Origin of the sequence: Streptococcus milleri (assembly GCF_900636525.1) — a bacterium.
GTDB classification, from domain to species: domain Bacteria; phylum Bacillota; class Bacilli; order Lactobacillales; family Streptococcaceae; genus Streptococcus; species Streptococcus hominis.
The window spans coordinates 1,395,001-1,416,937 of the sequence record NZ_LR134288.1 but is presented as its reverse complement, the minus strand read 5'-3'; the positions used below and the strand labels follow the sequence as shown (position 1 = coordinate 1,416,937).

The following is a 21,937-nucleotide window of genomic DNA, read 5'->3' as shown; positions in this document are numbered from 1 at the left end:
GCCTATTTGTGATAAAATAAGAAGATGATTGTTTTTCGGCTATGCTGAAAAATAAAAGAAGAGAAAGGAAACAGAGATGAAAATTACTCAAGAGGAAGTAACGCATGTTGCCCACTTGTCAAAACTAGCTTTTTCACCTGAAGAAACGGCAGAATTTGCGACAACTTTGTCAAAAATTGTGGACATGGTGGAGTTGTTAAACGAAGTTGATACGACTGGTGTGCCTTTTACATCAAATGTTGCAGAAAATGTCAACTATATGCGTGAAGATGTAGCAGTTGCAGGTTGGAATCGAGAAGAACTTTTCCAAAATGTGCCTGAAAAAGAGCGAGGCTATATCAAAGTGCCTGCTATTCTAGATGACGGAGGAGACGCCTAATGACTTTGAATCAAAAAACAATTGAAGAATTGCATGATCTCCTTGTCAAAAAGGAACTTTCCGCAGTTGAGCTGGCGAAAGCTACTCTGGAAGATATTAAGAGTCGAGAAAGTGCAGTTGATAGCTTTATTACGATTAGTGAAGAAGAAGCATTGGCGCAAGCAGCAGCAGTAGACGTGAAGGGAATTGACGCAGATAATCTTATGAGCGGGATTCCACTAGCTGTTAAGGACAATATTTCTACTAAGGGGATTTTAACGACAGCTGCATCAAAAATTCTTTACAATTATAAGCCAATTTTTGATGCAACCAGTGTAGAAAAACTCCATGAGAAAGATATGATTGTCATTGGTAAGACCAATATGGACGAATTTGCCATGGGTGGCTCCAGTGAAAATTCTTATTTTAAGACTACGAAAAATGCCTGGGACGCTACAAAAGTTCCCGGTGGTTCATCTGGTGGTTCAGCGACAGCAGTTGCTTCTGGTCAGGTTCGCTTGTCTTTAGGTTCTGATACCGGTGGCTCTATCCGTCAGCCAGCTTCCTTTAACGGAGTGGTCGGACTGAAGCCAACTTATGGACGAGTTTCTCGCTTTGGGCTCATTGCTTTTGGTAGCTCGTTGGATCAAATTGGACCTTTTTCTCAGACGGTCAAAGAAAACGCTCAGCTGTTGGGCGTAATTGCAGGCAATGATAAAAAAGACTCAACCTCTTCTCAACGAACTGTTCCTGATTTCACTAGCAAGATTGGTCAAGATATTAAAGGATTGAAAATTGCTCTTCCAAAAGAATATATGGGTGAAGGGATTGATGAAAAAGTCAAGGAACGCATTTTGGCAGCTGCTAAACATTTGGAAAGTCTGGGAGCGATTGTTGAAGAAGTCAGCCTGCCGCACAGCAAATATGGGGTAGCGGTTTACTATATCATCGCTTCCTCTGAAGCCAGCTCTAACTTGCAACGTTTCGATGGGATTCGTTATGGCTATCGGGCAGATGAGATTGAGAACTTAGAAGATGTCTATGTCAAGTCTCGTAGCCAAGGTTTTGGTGAGGAAGTGAAGCGCCGGATTATGTTGGGAACATTTAGTCTATCTTCTGGTTATTACGATGCTTATTTCAAGAAAGCAGGTCAAGTTCGGACGCTCATTATGCAAGATTTTGCCAAGGTATTTGAAAAGTATGATTTGATTTTAGGACCAACTGCACCGACGGTTGCTTACGACTTAGGAACTCAAAGTCACGATCCAGTAGCGATGTATTTGGCTGACCTTTTGACAATTCCGGTCAATTTGGCAGGGCTTCCTGGTATTTCTATTCCAGCAGGCTTTGCGGACGGACTTCCGGTTGGTCTGCAATTGATTGGAAATCATTTTGATGAAGAAACGATTTATCAAGTGGCAGCTGCTTTTGAAGCAACGACAGACTACCACAAGCAAAAACCAGTCATTTTTGGAGGTGAAAAATAATGAACTTTGAAACGATTATTGGGCTGGAAGTCCACGTTGAATTAAAAACAAATTCAAAAATTTTCTCACCAGCACCGGCTCATTTCGGAGAAGATCCAAATACCAACACCAATATCATTGACTGGTCTTTCCCAGGTGTCTTGCCGGTGATGAACAAGGGAGTTATTGATTACGGTATTAAGGCTGCTCTGGCGCTCAATATGGACATTCATCAAAAGATGCACTTTGACCGCAAGAATTATTTCTATCCAGACAATCCGAAAGCTTACCAAATCTCTCAATTTGACGAGCCAATTGGCTACAATGGCTGGATTGAGATTGAACTAGAAGACGGCACGACTAAGAAAATTCGCATTGAGCGGGCCCACTTGGAAGAAGACGCCGGAAAGAATACCCACGGCAGCGATGGCTACTCTTATGTTGACCTTAACCGCCAAGGCGTGCCGCTGATTGAGATTGTTTCAGAAGCGGATATGCGAAGTCCAGAAGAAGCCTATGCTTATCTGACAGCTCTCAAGGAAATTATCCAGTATACTGGCATTTCTGATGTCAAAATGGAAGAAGGGTCCATGCGCGTGGATGCCAATATTTCTATCCGTCCTTATGGTCAAGAAGAATTTGGAACCAAGACTGAGCTGAAAAACCTTAACTCTTTCAACTTTGTTCGCAAAGGTCTGGCCTTTGAGGAAAAACGTCAGGCTGAGATTTTGCGTAGCGGCGGTCAAATTCGTCAAGAAACTCGCCGGTATGACGAAGCAACGGGTGAAACCCTACTTATGCGGGTCAAGGAAGGCTCGGCTGACTATCGTTACTTCCCAGAGCCTGACCTACCAAACTTTGAGATTGATGATAGTTGGATTGAGTCAGTGCGCTCAGATTTACCAGCCTTTCCAAAAGAACGTCGGGCTAAGTACAAGGCAGACTTTGGATTGTCAGACTATGATGCCAAGCAATTGACAGCAACGAAGAACATCTCTGACTTCTTTGAAGCTGCAGTGACAGCAGGTGGAGACGCGAAATCTGTGTCAAACTGGCTCCAAGGTGAGGTTGCTCAATACCTCAATGCTGAAGGTAAAACGATTGAAGAAATCGGCTTAACACCAGTCAACTTGACTGAAATGTTGAGTTTGGTGGCAGACGGTACGATTTCCTCTAAAATCGCTAAAAAAGTCTTTGTTCATTTGGCGAAGAATGGTGGTTCAGCCAAGGAATACGTTGAAAAAGCTGGCTTAGTGCAGATTTCTGACCCAGCACAACTTCTTCCAATCATCCAAGAGGTTTTTGCCAATAATGAAAAAGCAATCAACGACTACAAGGGTGGCAATAAGAATGCTGCCAAGTCCTTAATTGGTCAGCTCATGAAAGCAACCAAAGGACAAGCTAATCCACAAGTAGCTCAAAAACTTCTTAATGAAGAATTGGCAAAGTTGTAAAATCTAAAAAAAAAATCAGTCGTTTCGGCTGATTTTTTGTGCTATAATCATAGAATGGAAAAGCTTGGGGGTAAGATATGTCAAAAATAGCAAAAGGCACCATTTTAACCTTAGTCGCAGGAATTGCATGGGGATTGTCTGGGACGAGCGGACAATACTTGATGACGCATGGATTTCCTGTTTTAGTTTTAACGAATATTCGACTTTTAATTGCAGGACTTCTGTTGGTATTGTATATGTTGCTAACTAATCGTAGAAAATTGGTTGAAATGCTAAAAGATCAAAAAGCGATGATGTCTTTAACACTGTTTGCTTTATTAGGATTGTTGCTTAATCAATTTGCTTATTTAAAGTCTATTTATGAAAGCAATGCAGGAACGGCAACCGTTTTACAATATGTCTGTCCGGTGGGAATCCTTGCTTACACTTGTCTCAAAGACTGTGTTGCACCTACTGTGACAGAAGTATTGTCTATGATATTAGCGGTTGGTGGAACCTTTTTGATTGCTACCCATGGACAATTCAATCAGTTATCTGTCACACCTACAGGACTATTCTGGGGATTGTTTGCAGCCTTTACTTACGCTTTGTATATTCTTATTCCGATTCAGCTGATAAAGATGTGGGGCAGTATTTCAGTGATTGGAGTGGGTATGATGTTAGCAGGCATTGTCTTAACGCCATTTAGCGGTATTTCACATTTTCATTGGCAGTTGTCAACGGAAGTATATCTGGCTTTAGTAGGGATTATTCTAGTAGGGACAATTATCGCCTATACGCTATTTCTCAAAGGAACTAGTTTGGTTGGACCGGTAAAATCTAGCCTTCTAGCAGCTGTTGAGCCTATATCGGCTGTATTTTTTGCCTTTCTCATAATGCACGAGCAATTTTACTTTTTGGATTTTGTCGGGATGTTCATAATTTTATCAGCAGTTGCCTTGATTTCTATAAAAGATTTGATATTGGAAAAACGAAAAGGCATTTTATAAAAAGACAGAGCCGTTTGTTTCGCTCTGCCTTTTATTTTGAAAATAATTGCCAAAAGAAATCAATAATATATGTCAAACCGTAAGTGTAGATGACTAGTGTGATTGGTTTGCACAAAATGATAATCATCATATATTTCTTAAAGGTCATCTTTGTTAAGGCTGCTAACATACAAAGAAAATCCGCTGGGCTGATAGGCCAAATCATCATAAAGATGAAAAAACGCTCAAAACGATTGTCTTCATCCAGCCAACCGATGTACTTATCATAGGTGCGTTTGCTGACGACCGATTGGACAAAAGCAGAACCGTAGGTACGCGCTAGGTAAAAAATAATAGCACAGCCGATGACGATGCCGATATAATTATAAATGGTTCCAATGATATGACCATAAATAAAAACACCAGCAACCGAAGTCAAAGCTCCAGGAATAATAGGAACAACTGTCTGTAGAATTTGCAGGAAAATAAAGAGTGGCGGTCCCCAAATGCCAGCTTGCTTAATAAAGGCTGACAGAGTTTCTTTGGATTGTAAAATGCCAGTATAATAGGCCCAGATACAGAAAATTACTGTTCCAACTGCCCCAACAATAGAAGACCAGTTGATAAATTTTTGTAAAAGAGGGGAGACGGCAGTCATTTTCTTACTCGTATTTGCCATAAGTTCCTCCGTGTTAAATTCTCTATTCTTACTATAACATTTTTAAACATTTTTTGGCAAATTGTACATAAAATCGATGAAAAAATCTAGGGTGCGAAAACTTTTTTTTTATGTTAAAATAGGTAGAAGTATAATGTTTGGAGAGAAATGTGGCAATTGAAAACTACATGCCTGATTTTGCGATTGAGGCAGTTTATGATTTGACAGTTGAAAGTTTAAAAAAACACGGTATCAAGGCTGTTTTGGTGGATTTAGATAATACTCTTATCGCATGGAACAATCCCGACGGAACGCCGGAAATGAAGCAGTGGCTCCATGATGTGCGCGATGCAGGGATTCGGATTATTGTGGTGTCCAATAACACTAAAAAACGAGTCAAACGAGCAGTTGAAAAGTTTGAAATTGACTATGTCTGTTGGTCTATGAAACCATTCACTTGGGGGATTGATCGGGCGCTGAAAGAATTTCATTTTGAGAAAAATGAAGTAGTCATGGTGGGAGATCAGCTCATGACTGACATTCGAGCTGCTCATAGAGCCGGAATTCGTTCGATTTTGGTTAAGCCACTGGTTGAGCATGATTCGTTAAAGACCCAGATTAACCGAGCTCGTGAGCGTCGTGTGTTGAAAAAAATCACCGAAAAATATGGACCGATTGAGTATAAAAAAGGAATTTAAGTATGGAAGATATTCTCTGTATTGGGTGCGGAGCATCGATTCAGACAAAATATAAGGATAGGCTTGGCTACACCCCTCAGTCGGCTTTGGAAAAGGGAATGGAGACAGGTGAGCTGTATTGTCAGCGCTGTTTCCGTCTGCGTCACTACAACGAAATTACCGATGTGCAATTGACAGACGATGATTTTCTCAGACTTCTCCACGAAGTCGGCGACAGCAATGCTCTCGTAGTCAATGTAGTAGATATTTTTGATTTTAATGGTTCGGTGATTCCGGGTTTGCCACGCTTTGTGGCTGGTAACGATGTGCTGTTGGTCGGGAATAAAAAAGATATTCTCCCTAAGTCGGTTAAGACGAGCAAGGTTGCCCAATGGCTGACGGAGCGGGCTCACGAGGAAGGACTGCGCCCTGTTGATGTAGTTTTGACTTCAGCTCAAAACAAGCAAGCGATTAAAGAATTGATTGAAAAGATTGAGCAATATCGGAAAGGCCGAGATGTTTATGTGGTCGGCGTGACCAATGTTGGTAAGTCCACACTTATCAATGCCATTATTCAGGAAATTACTGGGGATAAGGAAATCATTACGACTTCGCGTTTTCCAGGGACCACACTGGATAAGATTGAGATTCCGCTGGCTGACGGCAGTCATATCTACGACACACCAGGGATTATCCACCGCCACCAAATGGCTCATTATCTGTCTGCTAAAAATCTTAAATATGTCAGTCCTAAAAAGGAAATCAAACCCAAAACTTACCAACTCAATCCTGAACAAACCCTCTTTTTAGGGGGCTTGGGGCGCTTTGATTTTGTGTCAGGTGATAAACAAGGCTTTACGGCTTATTTTGACAATGAACTCAAATTGCACCGCACCAAGCTTGTAGGAGCGGGAGAATTTTATGAAAAGCATGTTGGCTCTTTGCTAGCACCACCCTCTAAAAAAGAAGTGGCAGATTTTCCTCAGCTCGTCAAACATGAGTTGAAAATTGAAACCAAAACAGATGTAGTCTTTTCAGGCTTGGGCTGGATTCGCGTGACAGGGCCAGCAAAGATTGTAGCCTGGGCACCAGATGGAGTTGCAGTAGTGACCCGAAAAGCCATTATCTAAGGAATTCTAGTAAGAAACCGTCACAGTTAAACCAATTTTTAGAAAGGAATTGAACACGAGCTAAAACTTTGGAAAATAGAAAAATTCTCTTAGAAAATCATTGATTCTTCGTCGAATTTCCTAGTTTTCTGTTGGTTTTGTCGTTCTTTGTATCTTATTATGTCATTAACATCTAAACAGCGAGCTTTTTTGAATAGTCAGGCTCACAGCCTCAAACCAATCATTCAAATTGGCAAAAACGGTCTCAACGACCAGATTAAAACGAGTGTCCGCCAAGCTCTAGATGCTAGAGAATTGATTAAAGTAACTCTTCTACAAAATACAGATGAGAACATCCATGAAGTAGCAGAAATTCTCGAAGAGGAAATCGGTGTGGATACTGTTCAAAAAATTGGTCGTACTTTGATTCTCTACAAACAGTCTAGCAAAAAGGAAAACCGCAAAATTTCAGTAAAGGTAAAAGAAATTTAGAGGAAGCAGCCTATGGCAATTGAATTACTGACTCCCTTCACCAAGGTGAAGTTGGAACCAGAAGTAAAAGCAAAAAAAAGAAAGCAGGTGGGGATTTTAGGTGGAAACTTTAATCCAGTTCATAATGCCCATTTGGTTGTGGCGGATCAAGTTCGTCAACAATTATGTTTAGATCAAGTCTTGCTGATGCCTGAGTATGAGCCACCACATGTTGATAAGAAATCCACGATTGATGAGAAGCACCGACTGAAAATGCTGGAGTTGGCGATTGAAGGTATTGAAGGTCTGGGAATTGAAACCATTGAGTTAGAGAGAAAGGGTATTAGTTACACCTATGATACGATGAAGCTCTTGACGGAAAAACATCCAGATGCAGATTATTATTTCATTATCGGAGCAGACATGGTAGATTACCTTCCCAAGTGGCATCGAATTGACGAATTAGTTGATTTGGTGCAATTTGTTGGTGTTCAGCGCCCCCGTTATAAAGCTGGTACCTCTTATCCAGTTATCTGGGTAGATGTGCCGTTGATGGATATTTCTTCGAGCATGGTTCGAGATTTTCTAGCTCAAGGTAGGACGCCTAATTTTCTCCTACCCAAGCCAGTTTTAGACTATATTGAGAAAGAAGGGCTTTACAATAATGGGATATGAAACTTACGTGGGAATTTCTCGTGAGCAGCTTTTAGTCAAAATGCAGCATCTTTTACCAGAGAAACGTTTTAAACATTGTCTGGGAGTGGAACAAGCAGCGATTGACTTGGCAGAGCGCTTCGGTGTAGATGTAGAAAAAGCTGGTTTGGCAGGTCTGCTTCATGATTATGCAAAAAAGCTCTCTGACGAAGAATTTCTGGCACTGATTGATAAGTATGCTCTGGATCCAGCATTGAAAGATTGGGGAAATAATGTCTGGCATGGCAGGGTCGGCATTTATAAAATTCAGGAAGATTTAGGATTGACAGATCCAGAAATTTTACGAGCTATCGAAGTTCATACCGTAGGTTCTGCCCAAATGTCCGATTTAGATAAGGTGGTCTACGTAGCAGACTATATTGAGCCTAATCGGAACTTTCCAGGAGTGGAGCAAGCACGTGAAATTGCTAAAAAATCGTTAAATAAGGCGGTTGCCTACGAAACAGCGCGGACGGTAGAGCACCTGGCACATAAGGGCTTGCCTATCTTCCCACAAACCATTGAGACTTATAATGCGTATGTTGGCTTTATGAAAGATGACAAATGAAAACGGCTCTGTTAGTGATTGATATTCAAACAGCCTTGATAGAGGCTAAACCGTATGCTGTTGATAACTGCTTATCTGTCTGGCAAAAAGCAATCGCCACTTGTCGTGAGAAAAACATTGAAGTGATTTATGTCCGCCACAATGACGACGAACTACTGACAGGAAGTCATGGCTGGGAAATTTACGGAGCTATTGCTCCAGAAGTTGGCGAAAAAATCTTTGATAAACATTATAATAGTGCTTTTAAAGAAACTCATTTACAGACTTATCTGGATAGCCAAGCTATTGAGCGGCTGATTATCATTGGCATGGCAACGAATTATTGCATTGATACGACTGTTAAGGTAGCGTTTGAGTTTGGCTATAATTTGGCAGTTGTTAAAAATGGCACGACTACCTTTGCTGAAAGAGAAATTACAGCAGAACAATTAATACAGTATTATGAAAACGCTTGGAATGGACGTTTTGCCCAAGTGGCTGATTTAGAAGAAATTTTAAAAGAGGATTAAATGGATAAAAAAGAACTTTTAGAAATTGTTGTAAAAGCAGCGGATGAAAAACGAGCAGAAGACATTACTGTGCTAGATTTGCAAGAATTGACGACGATGACAGACTATTTTGTCATTGCCAGCTCTATGAACAGCCGTCAACTAGAAGCGATTGCTGATAATATTCGTGAAAAAGTTACAGAAGCAGGGCAATCAGCTAGCCATGTAGAAGGAGACTCTGCTGGAGGCTGGGTGCTTTTGGATCTAGGCGAGGTGGTTGTTCATATTTTTTCTGAGGAAATGCGGAATCACTACAACCTTGAAAAACTCTGGCATGAAGCCGTTGGTGTGGATGTGACACCATTGCTTGAGAAACAAGCCTTGTAGATAAAAAACGATGAGGGTTGAGGACATTGTCCCAACCTCTTTCAATGAGAAGAAAGGAAGAGTACCTTTTTGGTACTTCTAGATAAGATGACAACTTATGAAACCTTCGCATCAGTCTATGATGCTATTATGGATGATAGTCTTTATGATAAATGGACCGATTTTTCGCTCCGCCATTTTCCAAAAAATAAGAAAAAGCTCTTAGAATTAGCTTGTGGAACTGGGATTCAATCCGTACGCTTTGCCAAAGCTGGCTTTGATGTGACGGGATTGGATTTGAGTGATGAGATGCTTGAAATCGCTCGTAAACGTGCCAAAGAAGCAGGTGAAGCTATTGAATTCAGACAGGGCAACATGCTTGATTTGTCGCAAGCTGGTAAATATGATTTGGTGACTTGCTACTCTGATTCAATTTGCTATATGGCCGATGAAATTGAAGTCGGTGATGTCTTTCAGCAAGTTTACAACTGCTTGAACGAAGGCGGAGTATTCATCTTTGACGTGCACTCAACTTACCAGACAGACACAGTCTTTCCTGGCTATTCTTACCATGAAAACGCTGAAGAATTTGCCATGGTCTGGGATACGTACGCTGATGAGGCGCCACATTCAGTCGTGCATGAATTGACCTTTTTCTTGCAAGACGAAGACGGGCGCTTCACACGTTACGACGAAGTCCACGAAGAACGCACTTACGAAGTCTTAACTTACGATATTCTCTTGGAACAAGCAGGCTTCAAATCATTCAAACTTTACGCCGACTTTGAGGACATAAAGCCACGCAAAAAATCAAACCGCTGGTTCTTTGTGTGTGAGAAGTAGGGGGAATTTAAGTGTGTGTGATTTTTAATGGAAAGTGGTGCAGAAATGAGCTATTTTCAAAAAGGTAATATAAATAGTGATTTGGAATCTGAAATTATTAACTTGATTGAACTTCATCAAGAGGGAGAATATTGGGATTTTAAGCGTCAATGGTATGATTCTAGTAAAGTTGTTGATCTTTTACATGATATTATATGTATGGCAAATAATTTAGCTAATCATGACGCTTATATTATTATTGGTGTAGATGATGAAGATTTTTCGTTGTATGATGTAGCTGCAGATCACAATCGGAGGAATACTCAAAAAATTGTTGATTTTTTGAAGGATAAAAAATTTGCAGGAGATATTCGACCAATTGTAACTGTAAAACAAGTTTTTATAAAATCGTTTACTTTAGATGTAATAATAATTCATAATAGCAGACAAACACCATTCTATCTGAAAGAAAACTTCAAAAATTTAAAAGCAAGTCACATTTATACAAGAATCCAAGATAGTAATACTCCAAAAGATAAGTCCGCAGACATAGATAAGGTTGAATATTTATGGAAAAAAAGATTGGGTCTTCTTCAAACACCAATTGAAAAATTTGAAATTTATTTAAAAGATACAAAGAATTGGATAAATACTTCAGATTATATTATGGAAATGTATTATAAATTTTTCCCAGAATATAGACTAATTTATGATTTTGATGAAAGTCGACATGGATATGAATATTATCACTTTTTTCAATTTGATTCTACTCCTAGTTATTTAACAATACAATTATATTATCATCAAACTTTACTAGCAGATTTTGTAGGTTTATCTTTAGATGGTGGAAGATATGCTACTCCATGTCCAGAAACCGATGGTATAGCTTTCAATGCTATTAGGGGATGGGATGTTATGTTTAAATATATGGAAAAAGATTCATTAATTTTTAAACTTAATGAATTCTTGTATTGTAAAGAATATACTGATGATGCAAGAATCTCTAGAAATAATTTTTTTGAAAGCATTTTGGTATTTAACTCAAAAGAAGAAAGATTAAATTTTAAGCGATTTGTTAAAAGAAATTGGAAAGAATGCAGAAAACATTACTCTAGTGAAATTCAAAGTATTGTTCCTACAATTCCAAAATTAGGAAATGGCTATACTGATGGTGCATTTAAGCAGGAATGTGAGGACATATGTATACTTCAAAAAATGTTAAGTGAATATAGAAGAATAGATTATTAGTATAAATTTAGGAGCACTCCATGACTGTTACTGGTATTATTGCTGAATTTAATCCCTTTCATAATGGGCATAAGTATTTGCTGTCGCAGGCTGAGGGGGTCAAGATTGTTGCTATGAGCGGTAATTTTGTCCAACGTGGTGAGCCTGCAATTGTGGATAAGTGGACGCGCACGGAAATGGCACTAAGAAATGGAGCGGATTTGGTGGTTGAATTGCCATTTTTGGTGGCTGTTCAGTCAGCTGACTACTTCGCACAAGGTGCGGTGGATATTTTAGAGCGTCTAGGTGTGGATACGTTGGTCTTTGGCACGGAAGAGGTCTTAGATTATCAACATTTTTCACAGATTTATATAGATAATCAACAGAAAATGGTGGACTACGTACAAAGTTTGCCAGATGATTTGTCTTATCCACAGAAAACACAGAAAATGTGGGAAAAGTTTGCTGGTGTAAATTTCACAGGCAATACCCCAAATCATATTTTAGGGCTTTCCTATGCCAAAGCTTGTGCGGATAAGGCTATCGAACTTCTCCCAATCAAGCGTCAGGGAGCTGGCTATCATTCGCAAGAAGAAAATTTAAAATATGCCTCAGCTACGGCTCTTAGAGAGCGTCTTAATTGTCCAGACTTTCTGGAGAAATTTACCTCGGCTCATGAACTGCTGATTCAGTCTCCCAAAGTGACCTGGTCAGCACTTTATCCTTTGCTGCGTTACCAGATTATCAGTCATCCCGATTTGACGAGTTTTTATCAGGTTAATCGAGAACTTTCGGTACGCTTGCAGGAAGCAGTGAAAACCAGTTATAGCGTAGAGGAGTTGGTCGAACAAGTCGCAACCAAGCGATATACGAAAGCACGAATCAGACGAATTCTGACTTATATTTTGGTCGGTGCAAGAAATGATCAGTTGCCTAGCGGTATTCATATCTTGGGCTTTACTCAAGCAGGTCGAGAACATCTTAAAAAGATGAAAGGGAAAACAGACTTCGTCAGTCGCATCGGTCAAGAACCATGGGATTCCTTAACCCAGCGAGCTGATTGTATTTATCAGCTAGGGAACGCCCAACTAGAGGAGCAGAATTTTGGGAAAATCCCGATAATGGTAGATTGATGCAAAAATTATTTTATAGAGCTGGTTATTGTCAATAATTTGCTAGTGAAATTCAACCTGACTTGTGATATAATAAAAAAGATTGAAAAAGTGAAAATCTAAAGGAGAACATCCAATGGGACGTAAATGGGCCAATATTGTGGCGAAAAAAACTGCCAAGGACGGTGCAAACTCAAAAGTTTATGCTAAATTTGGTGTTGAAATCTATGTAGCAGCTAAAAAAGGAGAGCCAGATCCAGAATCGAACTCAGCTTTGAAATTTGTTATTGAACGTGCGAAGCAAGCGCAAGTGCCAAAGCATGTTATTGACAAAGCGTTAGATAAGGCAAAAGGAAATACAGACGAAACCTTTACTGAAGGACGTTATGAGGGCTTTGGTCCAAATGGTTCAATGCTTATTGTGGATACACTAACTTCAAATGTCAATCGTACCGCAGCAAATGTTCGTTCTGCCTTTGGTAAAAATGGTGGAAACATGGGAGCGAGTGGCTCAGTGTCTTATATGTTTGATAATAAAGGTGTGATTGTGTTTGCAGGAGACGATGCAGATAGCGTCTTTGAACAATTGTTAGAAGCAGATGTAGACGTAGATGACGTTGAAGCAGAAGACGGTACTATCACCGTTTATACAGCACCAACAGATTTGCACAAAGCCTTGACTGCTCTCCGCGAATCTGGTGTAGAAGAATTCCAAGTTACCGAATTGGAAATGATTCCACAATCTGATGTGACCTTATCAGGTGAAGACTTAGAAACATTTGAAAAATTGTATGCTGTTTTGGAAGATGACGAAGATGTCCAAAAGATTTATACAAATGTAGAAGGATTTTAATAGTGAAGAAAGAGGTGGTGGGACAGAAGTAAATATTTTTAATTTTTACTTCTGTCCCACCACCGCAGGGTTGCTTAGATACTCTTCTGAGCTTAAAAAGCAAATGAAGAGTCCGACAGCTACTGCGTCAAGAGTTTTTTACTAATACAGATTGAGACTGAGATAATTTTGTCCCAGTCTCTTTTTTGTTACTTACTAATCTCTCAGTGTTTTTTAAGAAATTTAGTTATAAGACCGTAAGTATGTTGAGCTAGTATCTTCTTTACTTTGATAGAGTAGACATGAAGTTTGGTAGAAAAGGTGGCTAGCTAATAATATGTAGTTGAAGAGTGAGGTTGGTTTCCAAGACTGCTTGTTGTAGATTAGTTTATTCTAAAAATTCAAATAAGGAGCGTAAAAAGCAGACAAACCAGTGATAAACTATAAGTTGAGAGAAGTAAACTATTGGTCGATTGAGTTTGTAAGAAAAGGTGCTACAATATAATTAGCAAATGGAGGGAGGAAAAATCTGATGAAAAAACAAACACTAGGTATGATGATTTCATCATTAAGGAAAGCAAAAGGGATGACACAATTAGAACTGGCTGAAAAGATGGGGGTCACTGATAAGGCTGTTTCAAAATGGGAAAGAGATTTATCCTATCCAGATATTAATACCATTCCTAAATTAGCAGACCTGTTTGATACATCGGTAGATGAGCTGATGCAAGGACAGACAGTGATGACAGAAAACAAGAAAAATAGAAAATCTGATATTGTTGACACCGTGTTGAGAGGACTTGGAGTAGCCATGGGGATTGTTGTAGTGGTTTTATCTGCTTTAGGAAAAGTGGACACTAAGGCTGCACTGACAATGCTTGGACTTGGTTTAGCCAGCCTTTCTATCTCCTCACTAAAGGATAGAAACGAATGAGAATAATTGTTAAAGGCGTTGGTGAAATAACTATCGCCTTTTCTGGTAAGTTTTCATATTCAGGTCATCTAGAGATTTTACATGGGGTTATATTACAATGGTAATAAGATTCTCGCAAGCGTCTGGGAACAGGGGAAATGGACGCTTTTAAGCATATCAATCCTAAGTTTTTAGTATGGTAAAGAATTATTCGGGTGCACAATTTGTCAAAGACCTTGTAGCTAGATTATCGTGGCAATTATTGCCTTACCATTGTCAATTGCTTTAGCGATTGCTTCGAGGGTCAATCCAGAGCAAGATCTTTATACAGCTGTTGTAGTTGGTTTTTTCATTTCCTTTTTTAGGTGGGAGTCGTGTTCAGATTGGTGAGCCAACAGCCGCTTTGGTTGTTATCATTTATGGAATTATTGCGCAATACGTTCTGGCTGGTCTGACAGTGGCTACTTTCTTAGCTGGTCTTATGCTCATTGGCATAGGTTTGTTGCATTTTGATGATCTGATTAAATTTATTTCAAAGACCATCACTGTTGGATTTACCCTTGGAATTGCCGTTGGAATCATCGTTGGACAAATCAAGGACTTATTTTGTCTGAACAAGGCAAAAATGTCTTAATTCTTCGTATGCGCAGTGTGTCTGCAATGGATATTTTAGGATTGGATGCTCTTGAAGAGCTCCTTGGCAATGTCAACGAACAACCTTACCATGTCATGGAAAAAGCAAGCTTTATTGATAGAGTTGGTGCAGACAACTTTTGTGCTAATATTGATGTCGCTTTAACGCGCGCAGCTAGTTTAGAAAAGTAATTGAGTTTTCCACTATTCGTCAAATGTATCAATGTTTGGTAAAAATCTGATTTCGTTTAGCTCTACTTGATAAAGAAAATCTATCACTTTGATAAAAATCAAATAATAGTCAAGAAGGAAAATATTTGATATGATAAGATTTATCTTAATGAAAGAGGTTATTATAGGAATATGAAAAAAGTGTTGAAATATTCTTCTTTAACAGCCCTTGGGCTTTTGACAATAGGAGCTTTAGTAGCGTGCTCCAATTCAAAATCAACGACTTCATCTGGAAAAACAGAAATTAAAGTCGCAACGAATGCTTCACCCAAGCCGTTTAACTATGAAGAAAATGGTAAACTAACAGGTTATGAAATCGAAGTCGTTCGTGCGATCTTTAAAGATTCTGACAAATACAAGGTAAAATTTGAAACAACAGAGTGGTCAGGTATTTTCGCAGGTCTGGATAGTGATCGCTACCAAATGGCGGTCAACAATATCAGCTATACAAAAGAACGTGCAGGAAAGTATTTGTATGCAGCTCCAACTGCTAAAAATCCAAACGTTTTAGTGGTGAAAAAATCTGATAAAAGCATTCAATCGCTGGATGATATTGGTGGGAAAACAACAGAAGTTGTACAAGGGACAACGACTGCAGCACAATTAGAAAAATACAACCAAGAACATTCTGGCAATCCAACGAAAATTAGCTATACAAAAGCAGATTTTCAACAGATTATGAGTCATTTAAACGACGGTAAGTTTGATTATAAGATTTTTGATAAAATTGGTGTAGAAACAGTCATTAAAAATCAAAAACTGGACAACTTGAAAGTGATTGATTTACCAAGTGACCAACAACCTTATGTTTATCCACTTTTAGCAAAAGGACAAGATGAGTTGAAAACATTTGTTAATAGGCGCATTCAAGAGTTGTATAAAAACGGAACTCTGGAAAAACTATCCCAAAAATTCTTTGGCGGTAGTTACTTGCCAGTAGAAGCAGATGTGAAATAAGAGAATGTAAAGCCAGCTAGTTTCAAAGTTTCAGCTGGTTTTCTTATACAAAACAGTTATAGTTTATAACTATACCCTTTGTTATGAAATAACAATTTGTCAATTAGGTAAATATGTGCGATACTATTTTCATAAGATTTTTAAAGGAGACAGAAAATGAAATTTAAAAAATGGTTTGGAATAACAGCTCTAGCAGCTGCAGCAGTGATTGGCTTAGCAGCTTGTGGTTCAGGAAATAAAAGTGACGACGCCAAAACGATTAAAGTTGGTGTGATGACAAAGAGTGACTCAGAAGAAAAACGCTGGGACAAGATTCAAGAATTGTTGAAAAAAGATAATATCAAGTTGAAATTTACAGAATTTACGGACTACTCGCAACCAAATAAAGCGGTCGCTGATGGTGAAGTGGATATCAATGCTTTCCAACATTACTATTTCTTGAACAACTGGAACAAGGAAAACAAGCAAAACTTAGTTGCAACTGCTGAAACTTATATTTCACCAATTCGCCTCTACTCTGGCACCAAAAATGGAAAAAATAAATATACGAAAGTAGATCAAATTCCAAATGGTGCAGAAATTGCAGTTCCAAATGATGCGACAAATGAAAGTCGGGCGCTTAATTTATTGCAATCTGCAGGATTGATTAAATTAGACAAGTCTGGAAATGAATTGGCAACTGTGGCAAATATCAAAGAAAATCCGAAAAAATTGAAAATTACAGAATTGGATGCTAGTCAAACAGCTCGCTCATTGACTTCAGTAGATGCAGCCGTTGTAAACAATACATTTGTAACAGAAGCAAAATTGGACTATAAAAAAGCCTTGTTCATTGAACCGAAAGATAAAAATTCAAAACAATGGTTTAACATCATTGCAGCTAAAAAAGATTGGGAAAAATCTCCAAAAGCAGATGCCATTAAGAAACTCATTAAAGCTTATCATTCAGATGAAGTGAAAAAAGTGGTTGAAGAAACATCAGACGGTTTAGACCAACCGGTTTGGTAATCTTTATTTCATTAGCTGTATTTCAGTCTAAAAACTCAGTTGGAATTACCGACTGAGTTTTGTCGCCATTCTATAAGGAGAAAATATGACATTTTCAAGTGAAGAAGAGCAAATTAAAAAATTTGAACAAGATATAGTAACACAAGAATATATCGCCATTTTACGAACTTTGATTGCTAAAAAATCAATCTTCGCTCAACAAGTCGGTTTACAAGAAGTGGCTGCTTATCTAAAAGAAATCTTTACAAAAGCTGGTGCGGAGGTGGAATTAGATGACAACTATACAGCGCCATTTGTGATAGCGAAGTTTAAAAGTTCAAACCCTACAGCTAAGACAATTATTTTTTATAATCACTACGACACGGTTCCGGCAGATAGCGATCAGATTTGGACAGATGACCCATTTACCTTATCTATTCGAGACGGTGGCATGTATGGTCGCGGAGTAGATGATGACAAAGGACATATTATCGCGCGTTTGACGGCTATGCAAAAATATTTACAAAAGCATAAAACGTTACCTGTCAATGTCATTTTTATGATGGAAGGAGCAGAAGAGTCTGCTTCTGTTGATTTAGAAAAATACCTAGCCAAACACAAGGTGCTTCTGCAAGGGGCAGATCTTCTCGTTTGGGAACAAGGAATTAAAAATTCTTTGGGTCAACTAGAAATTTCTGGTGGGAACAAGGGAATTGTGACCTTTGATATGAAGGTCAAAAGTGCGGAAGTGGATATTCATTCTAGCTTTGGTGGTGTGATTGATTCGGCTTCTTGGTACTTGTTGAACGCCCTTGCTAGCTTGAGAGATAAGGATGGACGTATTCAGGTAGAAGGGCTTTATGATCAAGTAATCACACCTAATCAACGAGAGTTAGCTTTAGTGGAACAATACGCTCAGCGCAGTCCAGAAGAAGTAGAAACTATTTATGGTTTGGAATTACCTTTATTACAAGAAGAGAAAAAATCTTTTTTAAATCGAATTTTCTTTGAACCATCTTTGAACATTGAAGGAATTACTTCTGGTTACCAAGGTCAAGGAGTGAAGACGATTCTTCCGTCAGAAGCTTCGGCAAAAGTAGAGGTTCGCTTAGTGCCAGGACTGGAACCACATGGAGTATTGGAACTGATTCGCAAACAACTCGACAAAAATGGTTTTGATAAGGTAGAATTAGTTTATACTTTGGGAGAAATGAGCTATCGTAGTGATATGAGTGCGTCGCCGATTTTAAATGTCATTGAACTAGCTAAGAAATTCTATCAAAAAGGAGTTTCTGTCTTACCAACTACAGCAGGTACAGGACCGATGCACACGGTATTTGAAGCACTTGAGGTACCAATGGTCGCCTTTGGACTTGGAAATGCGAATAGTCGAGACCATGGCGGTGACGAAAATGTCCGCATTGCAGATTATTACACCCATATTGAATTAGTAGAGGAGCTGATTGCAAGTTATGAGTAAAGAAATGATTCAGTTAGATCACATTGATGTAACCTTTCAACAAAAGAAACGTCAGATTCAAGCAGTTAAAGATGTGACGATTCATATTCAAGAAAGAGATATCTATGGAATTGTCGGTTATTCTGGGGCTGGGAAATCAACCTTGGTTCGTGTCATTAACCTACTGCAAGTTCCAACGAGCGGGAAAATTATTGTAGATGATGATGTTCTTTTTGACAATAAAGTAACCTTGACAGCAGAACAGCTGCGCCGCAAACGTCAAGATATCGGCATGATTTTTCAACATTTTAATCTGATGAGTCAATTGACGGCAGAAGAAAATGTCGCTTTTGCGTTGAAACATTCTGGTCTATCAAAAGAAGAAAAAAAAGAAAAAGTGCGTACCCTGTTGGAGTTGGTTGGTTTAGCCGATCGTGCCGAAAATTATCCTTCTCAGCTTTCTGGAGGGCAAAAACAGCGGGTTGCAATCGCGCGTGCCTTGGCAAATGACCCTAAAATCTTGATTTCTGATGAATCAACCTCAGCTCTAGATCCAAAAACAACTAAACAAATTTTAGCTCTTTTACAAGATTTAAATCAAAAGCTGGGATTAACAATTGTTTTGATTACCCATGAAATGCAAATTGTCAAAGACATCGCTAATCGTGTCGCAGTTATGCAGGACGGTCAACTGATTGAAGAAGGTTCTGTTTTGGATATTTTCTCTAATCCTCAGCAAGACTTAACCAAAGACTTCATCTCGACTGCAACAGGAATTGATGAAGCTATGGGCAAGATTGAGCAACAAGAAATTGTCAAACATTTGGCGAAAAATAGTCTCTTGGTGCAAATGAAGTACGCAGGAACCTCTACAGATGAACCCTTGCTGAATGAAATTTACAAACATCATCAAGTTACTGCCAATATACTCTATGGAAATATTGAAATTTTAGGTGGAACACCTGTCGGAGAATTGGTCGTTGTTTTATCTGGTGAAAAGGAAAATCTAACAGCGGCTAAAGCAGCCATTCGTGAAGCTGGTGTTCAATTGACAGTATTGAAGGGAGAAGCATAGATGGAAAACTTTATTCAAACATACTTGCCGAATGTTTATCGAATGGGTTGGAGCGGTCAAGCTGGCTGGGGAACAGCTATTTACTTGACGTTATATATGACAGTTATTTCTTTTATTATTGGTGGATTATTGGGGTTAATTGCAGGGCTTTTTCTTGTTTTGACTGCTCCAGGTGGTGTCTTGGAAAATAAAATAGTTTTTTGGATTTTAGACAAAATCACGTCTATCTTCCGCGCCATCCCATTTATTATTTTGTTAGCTGTTCTTTCACCTTTTTCACACTTGATTGCGGGGACTAGTATTGGACCAAACGCAGCTATTGTACCACTTTCTTTTGCCGTATTTGCTTTCTTTGCTCGCCAAGTTCAAGTTGTTCTTGCCGAATTGGACGGCGGTGTTATCGAAGCTGCTCAGGCAAGCGGAGCGACTTTCGGTGACCTAGTTGGTGTCTATCTACGTGAAGGTTTGCCAGATTTGATTCGTGTGACAACAGTCACTCTTATTTCTCTCGTTGGCGAGACTGCAATGGCTGGTGCTGTCGGTGCTGGAGGAATCGGGAATGTTGCGATTGCTTATGGCTTCAATCGCTATAATAACGATGTAACAATTTTAGCAACGATCATTATTATTGTACTTATCTTTGCCATTCAGTTTGCGGGTGATTTTTTGACTAGAAAATTAAGCCATAAATAGGATAGCTGAGATGATTGTTAGAGATAAACAATAAATATATATAAAAATGATATAAAAGTTCTATGATAATAGGTCATAGAATTTTTAGTTTATACATATTTTCTATTTCGTATGACCAGTACAAGTATTTAGCAGTTTACAGGAGATAAGAAAGAGGAGACAGGAAAAATTGGAAGAAAAAGTTTAAGAAAAATAAAAAAAGATAAAAAAAGGTATTGACAAGAAGAGGAGGAGGTGATATACTAAGATAGTTGTCGCTTGAGGGGCGACAAAGACCTTTGAAAACTGAACAAGACGAACCAATGTGCAGGCGACTGTTTAAGAACAGTCCGTCAAACATTAAAAAGAAACAATAAATCTGTCAGTGACAGAAATGAGTGAGAGCTCAAACTTTATATGAGAGTTTGATCCTGGCTCAGGACGAACGCTGGCGGCGTGCCTAATACATGCAAGTAGGACGCACAGTTTATACCGTAGCTTGCTACACCATAGACTGTGAGTTGCGAACGGGTGAGTAACGCGTAGGTAACCTGCCTATTAGAGGGGGATAACTATTGGAAACGATAGCTAATACCGCATAACAGTATGTAACACATGTTAGATGCTTGAAAGATGCAATTGCATCGCTAGTAGATGGACCTGCGTTGTATTAGCTAGTAGGTAGGGTAATGGCCTACCTAGGCGACGATACATAGCCGACCTGAGAGGGTGATCGGCCACACTGGGACTGAGACACGGCCCAGACTCCTACGGGAGGCAGCAGTAGGGAATCTTCGGCAATGGGGGGAACCCTGACCGAGCAACGCCGCGTGAGTGAAGAAGGTTTTCGGATCGTAAAGCTCTGTTGTTAAGGAAGAACGAGTGTGAGAATGGAAAGTTCATACTGTGACGGTACTTAACCAGAAAGGGACGGCTAACTACGTGCCAGCAGCCGCGGTAATACGTAGGTCCCGAGCGTTGTCCGGATTTATTGGGCGTAAAGCGAGCGCAGGCGGTTAGAAAAGTCTGAAGTGAAAGGCAGTGGCTCAACCATTGTAGGCTTTGGAAACTGTTTAACTTGAGTGCAGAAGGGGAGAGTGGAATTCCATGTGTAGCGGTGAAATGCGTAGATATATGGAGGAACACCGGTGGCGAAAGCGGCTCTCTGGTCTGTAACTGACGCTGAGGCTCGAAAGCGTGGGGAGCGAACAGGATTAGATACCCTGGTAGTCCACGCCGTAAACGATGAGTGCTAGGTGTTAGGTCCTTTCCGGGACTTAGTGCCGCAGCTAACGCATTAAGCACTCCGCCTGGGGAGTACGACCGCAAGGTTGAAACTCAAAGGAATTGACGGGGGCCCGCACAAGCGGTGGAGCATGTGGTTTAATTCGAAGCAACGCGAAGAACCTTACCAGGTCTTGACATCCCGATGCTATTTCTAGAGATAGGAAGTTTCTTCGGAACATCGGTGACAGGTGGTGCATGGTTGTCGTCAGCTCGTGTCGTGAGATGTTGGGTTAAGTCCCGCAACGAGCGCAACCCTTATTGTTAGTTGCCATCATTGAGTTGGGCACTCTAGCGAGACTGCCGGTAATAAACCGGAGGAAGGTGGGGATGACGTCAAATCATCATGCCCCTTATGACCTGGGCTACACACGTGCTACAATGGCTGGTACAACGAGTCGCAAGCCGGTGACGGCAAGCTAATCTCTGAAAGCCAGTCTCAGTTCGGATTGTAGGC

At 39.6% G+C, this 21,937-nt stretch carries 23 protein-coding genes, 1 rRNA gene and 1 pseudogene (1 of these 25 cut by a window edge); 24 read left to right on the top strand and 1 reads right to left on the bottom strand.

Annotation, left to right across the window (positions count from 1 at the left end):
* Window positions 1-76 precede the first annotated feature (76 nt).
* The 4 genes from gatC to EL087_RS06975 all read left to right on the top strand — a co-directional run bounded on the left by gatC (window position 77) and on the right by EL087_RS06975 (window position 4,267).
* The gene (gene gatC, locus EL087_RS06990; RefSeq protein WP_003026120.1) at window positions 77-379 is read left to right on the top strand and encodes an Asp-tRNA(Asn)/Glu-tRNA(Gln) amidotransferase subunit GatC; all 303 of its coding nucleotides are present in this window, start codon (window positions 77-79) and stop codon (window positions 377-379) included.
* A complete protein-coding gene (gatA, locus tag EL087_RS06985; protein WP_126407679.1) occupies window positions 379-1,845 on the top strand; it encodes an Asp-tRNA(Asn)/Glu-tRNA(Gln) amidotransferase subunit GatA in 1,467 nt (488 codons plus the stop codon). The genes gatC and gatA overlap by 1 nt, the downstream gene beginning before the upstream one ends.
* Window positions 1,845-3,278 carry an Asp-tRNA(Asn)/Glu-tRNA(Gln) amidotransferase subunit GatB gene (gene gatB, locus EL087_RS06980; RefSeq protein WP_003039491.1) on the top strand — a complete coding sequence of 478 codons (1,434 nt, stop codon included), beginning with the start codon at window positions 1,845-1,847 and terminating at the stop codon, window positions 3,276-3,278. Before gatA ends, gatB begins: the two co-directional genes overlap by 1 nt.
* Before the next feature lie 77 nt (window positions 3,279-3,355).
* Window positions 3,356-4,267, top strand: coding sequence for a DMT family transporter (locus tag EL087_RS06975; protein ID WP_126407677.1), 912 nt, complete (start codon window positions 3,356-3,358; stop codon window positions 4,265-4,267).
* Window positions 4,268-4,298: 31 nt separating this feature from the next.
* On the opposite strand, the gene EL087_RS06970 is transcribed toward EL087_RS06975, so the two are convergent.
* A complete protein-coding gene (locus EL087_RS06970) occupies window positions 4,299-4,925 on the bottom strand; it encodes a TVP38/TMEM64 family protein (RefSeq protein WP_003039498.1) in 627 nt (208 codons plus the stop codon).
* 149 nt (window positions 4,926-5,074) lie between these two features.
* Here EL087_RS06970 and EL087_RS06965 point away from each other — a divergent pair, with 149 nt between their 5' ends.
* From EL087_RS06965 to EL087_RS06870, 20 genes and pseudogenes are all read left to right on the top strand, one after another.
* Window positions 5,075-5,602, top strand: coding sequence for a YqeG family HAD IIIA-type phosphatase (locus EL087_RS06965; RefSeq protein ID WP_022525446.1), 528 nt, complete (start codon window positions 5,075-5,077; stop codon window positions 5,600-5,602).
* Between the two features lie 2 nt (window positions 5,603-5,604).
* Window positions 5,605-6,711, top strand: coding sequence for a ribosome biogenesis GTPase YqeH (gene yqeH / locus EL087_RS06960; RefSeq protein ID WP_126407675.1), 1,107 nt, complete (start codon window positions 5,605-5,607; stop codon window positions 6,709-6,711).
* Window positions 6,712-6,870: 159 nt separating this feature from the next.
* The gene (gene yhbY / locus EL087_RS06955) at window positions 6,871-7,182 is read left to right on the top strand and encodes a ribosome assembly RNA-binding protein YhbY (RefSeq protein WP_106083045.1); all 312 of its coding nucleotides are present in this window, start codon (window positions 6,871-6,873) and stop codon (window positions 7,180-7,182) included.
* A 12-nt stretch (window positions 7,183-7,194) separates the two neighbouring features.
* Complete coding sequence (locus EL087_RS06950; protein ID WP_106388174.1) at window positions 7,195-7,836, top strand: nicotinate-nucleotide adenylyltransferase; 642 nt, start codon at window positions 7,195-7,197, stop codon at window positions 7,834-7,836.
* Window positions 7,826-8,422 (top strand): bis(5'-nucleosyl)-tetraphosphatase (symmetrical) YqeK, encoded by a 597-nt coding sequence (gene yqeK / locus EL087_RS06945; RefSeq protein ID WP_126407673.1) that lies wholly within the window; start codon window positions 7,826-7,828, stop codon window positions 8,420-8,422. Before EL087_RS06950 ends, yqeK begins: the two co-directional genes overlap by 11 nt.
* Window positions 8,419-8,931 carry a cysteine hydrolase family protein gene (locus EL087_RS06940; RefSeq protein WP_126407671.1) on the top strand — a complete coding sequence of 171 codons (513 nt, stop codon included), beginning with the start codon at window positions 8,419-8,421 and terminating at the stop codon, window positions 8,929-8,931. Before yqeK ends, EL087_RS06940 begins: the two co-directional genes overlap by 4 nt.
* A complete protein-coding gene (gene rsfS, locus EL087_RS06935; RefSeq protein WP_003039702.1) occupies window positions 8,932-9,297 on the top strand; it encodes a ribosome silencing factor in 366 nt (121 codons plus the stop codon). It abuts the gene before it with no gap.
* 87 nt (window positions 9,298-9,384) lie between these two features.
* A complete protein-coding gene (locus EL087_RS06930) occupies window positions 9,385-10,119 on the top strand; it encodes a class I SAM-dependent DNA methyltransferase (RefSeq protein ID WP_126407669.1) in 735 nt (244 codons plus the stop codon).
* Window positions 10,120-10,146: 27 nt separating this feature from the next.
* Window positions 10,147-11,346, top strand: coding sequence for an ATP-binding protein (locus tag EL087_RS06925; RefSeq protein ID WP_126407667.1), 1,200 nt, complete (start codon window positions 10,147-10,149; stop codon window positions 11,344-11,346).
* Between the two features lie 20 nt (window positions 11,347-11,366).
* Window positions 11,367-12,458 carry a nucleotidyltransferase gene (locus tag EL087_RS06920; protein ID WP_126407665.1) on the top strand — a complete coding sequence of 364 codons (1,092 nt, stop codon included), beginning with the start codon at window positions 11,367-11,369 and terminating at the stop codon, window positions 12,456-12,458.
* A gap of 115 nt (window positions 12,459-12,573) precedes the next feature.
* Window positions 12,574-13,290 carry a YebC/PmpR family DNA-binding transcriptional regulator gene (locus EL087_RS06915; protein WP_021003131.1) on the top strand — a complete coding sequence of 239 codons (717 nt, stop codon included), beginning with the start codon at window positions 12,574-12,576 and terminating at the stop codon, window positions 13,288-13,290.
* A gap of 511 nt (window positions 13,291-13,801) precedes the next feature.
* The gene (locus EL087_RS06910) at window positions 13,802-14,203 is read left to right on the top strand and encodes a helix-turn-helix domain-containing protein (RefSeq protein WP_126407663.1); all 402 of its coding nucleotides are present in this window, start codon (window positions 13,802-13,804) and stop codon (window positions 14,201-14,203) included.
* 137 nt (window positions 14,204-14,340) lie between these two features.
* A pseudogene (locus EL087_RS09510) lies at window positions 14,341-14,798 on the top strand (SulP family inorganic anion transporter); the annotation flags it as partial.
* A gap of 26 nt (window positions 14,799-14,824) precedes the next feature.
* Window positions 14,825-15,007 (top strand): hypothetical protein, encoded by a 183-nt coding sequence (locus EL087_RS06900; RefSeq protein WP_164558137.1) that lies wholly within the window; start codon window positions 14,825-14,827, stop codon window positions 15,005-15,007.
* Window positions 15,008-15,178: 171 nt separating this feature from the next.
* Complete coding sequence (locus tag EL087_RS06895; protein ID WP_126407659.1) at window positions 15,179-16,003, top strand: amino acid ABC transporter substrate-binding protein; 825 nt, start codon at window positions 15,179-15,181, stop codon at window positions 16,001-16,003.
* Between the two features lie 156 nt (window positions 16,004-16,159).
* Window positions 16,160-17,011: a MetQ/NlpA family ABC transporter substrate-binding protein gene (locus EL087_RS06890; RefSeq protein WP_126407657.1), complete on the top strand. Its 852-nt coding sequence runs from the start codon at window positions 16,160-16,162 to the stop codon at window positions 17,009-17,011.
* Between the two features lie 85 nt (window positions 17,012-17,096).
* Window positions 17,097-18,470: a M20/M25/M40 family metallo-hydrolase gene (locus EL087_RS06885; RefSeq protein WP_126407654.1), complete on the top strand. Its 1,374-nt coding sequence runs from the start codon at window positions 17,097-17,099 to the stop codon at window positions 18,468-18,470.
* On the top strand, window positions 18,463-19,524 hold the full coding sequence (locus EL087_RS06880; protein WP_106388183.1) for a methionine ABC transporter ATP-binding protein: 1,062 nt from the start codon (window positions 18,463-18,465) through the stop codon (window positions 19,522-19,524). The genes EL087_RS06885 and EL087_RS06880 overlap by 8 nt, the downstream gene beginning before the upstream one ends.
* The gene (locus tag EL087_RS06875) at window positions 19,525-20,217 is read left to right on the top strand and encodes a methionine ABC transporter permease (protein ID WP_126407652.1); all 693 of its coding nucleotides are present in this window, start codon (window positions 19,525-19,527) and stop codon (window positions 20,215-20,217) included. It abuts the gene before it with no gap.
* A 392-nt stretch (window positions 20,218-20,609) separates the two neighbouring features.
* Window positions 20,610-21,937: ribosomal RNA gene (locus EL087_RS06870) — 16S ribosomal RNA — on the top strand (it continues 228 nt past the right edge of the window).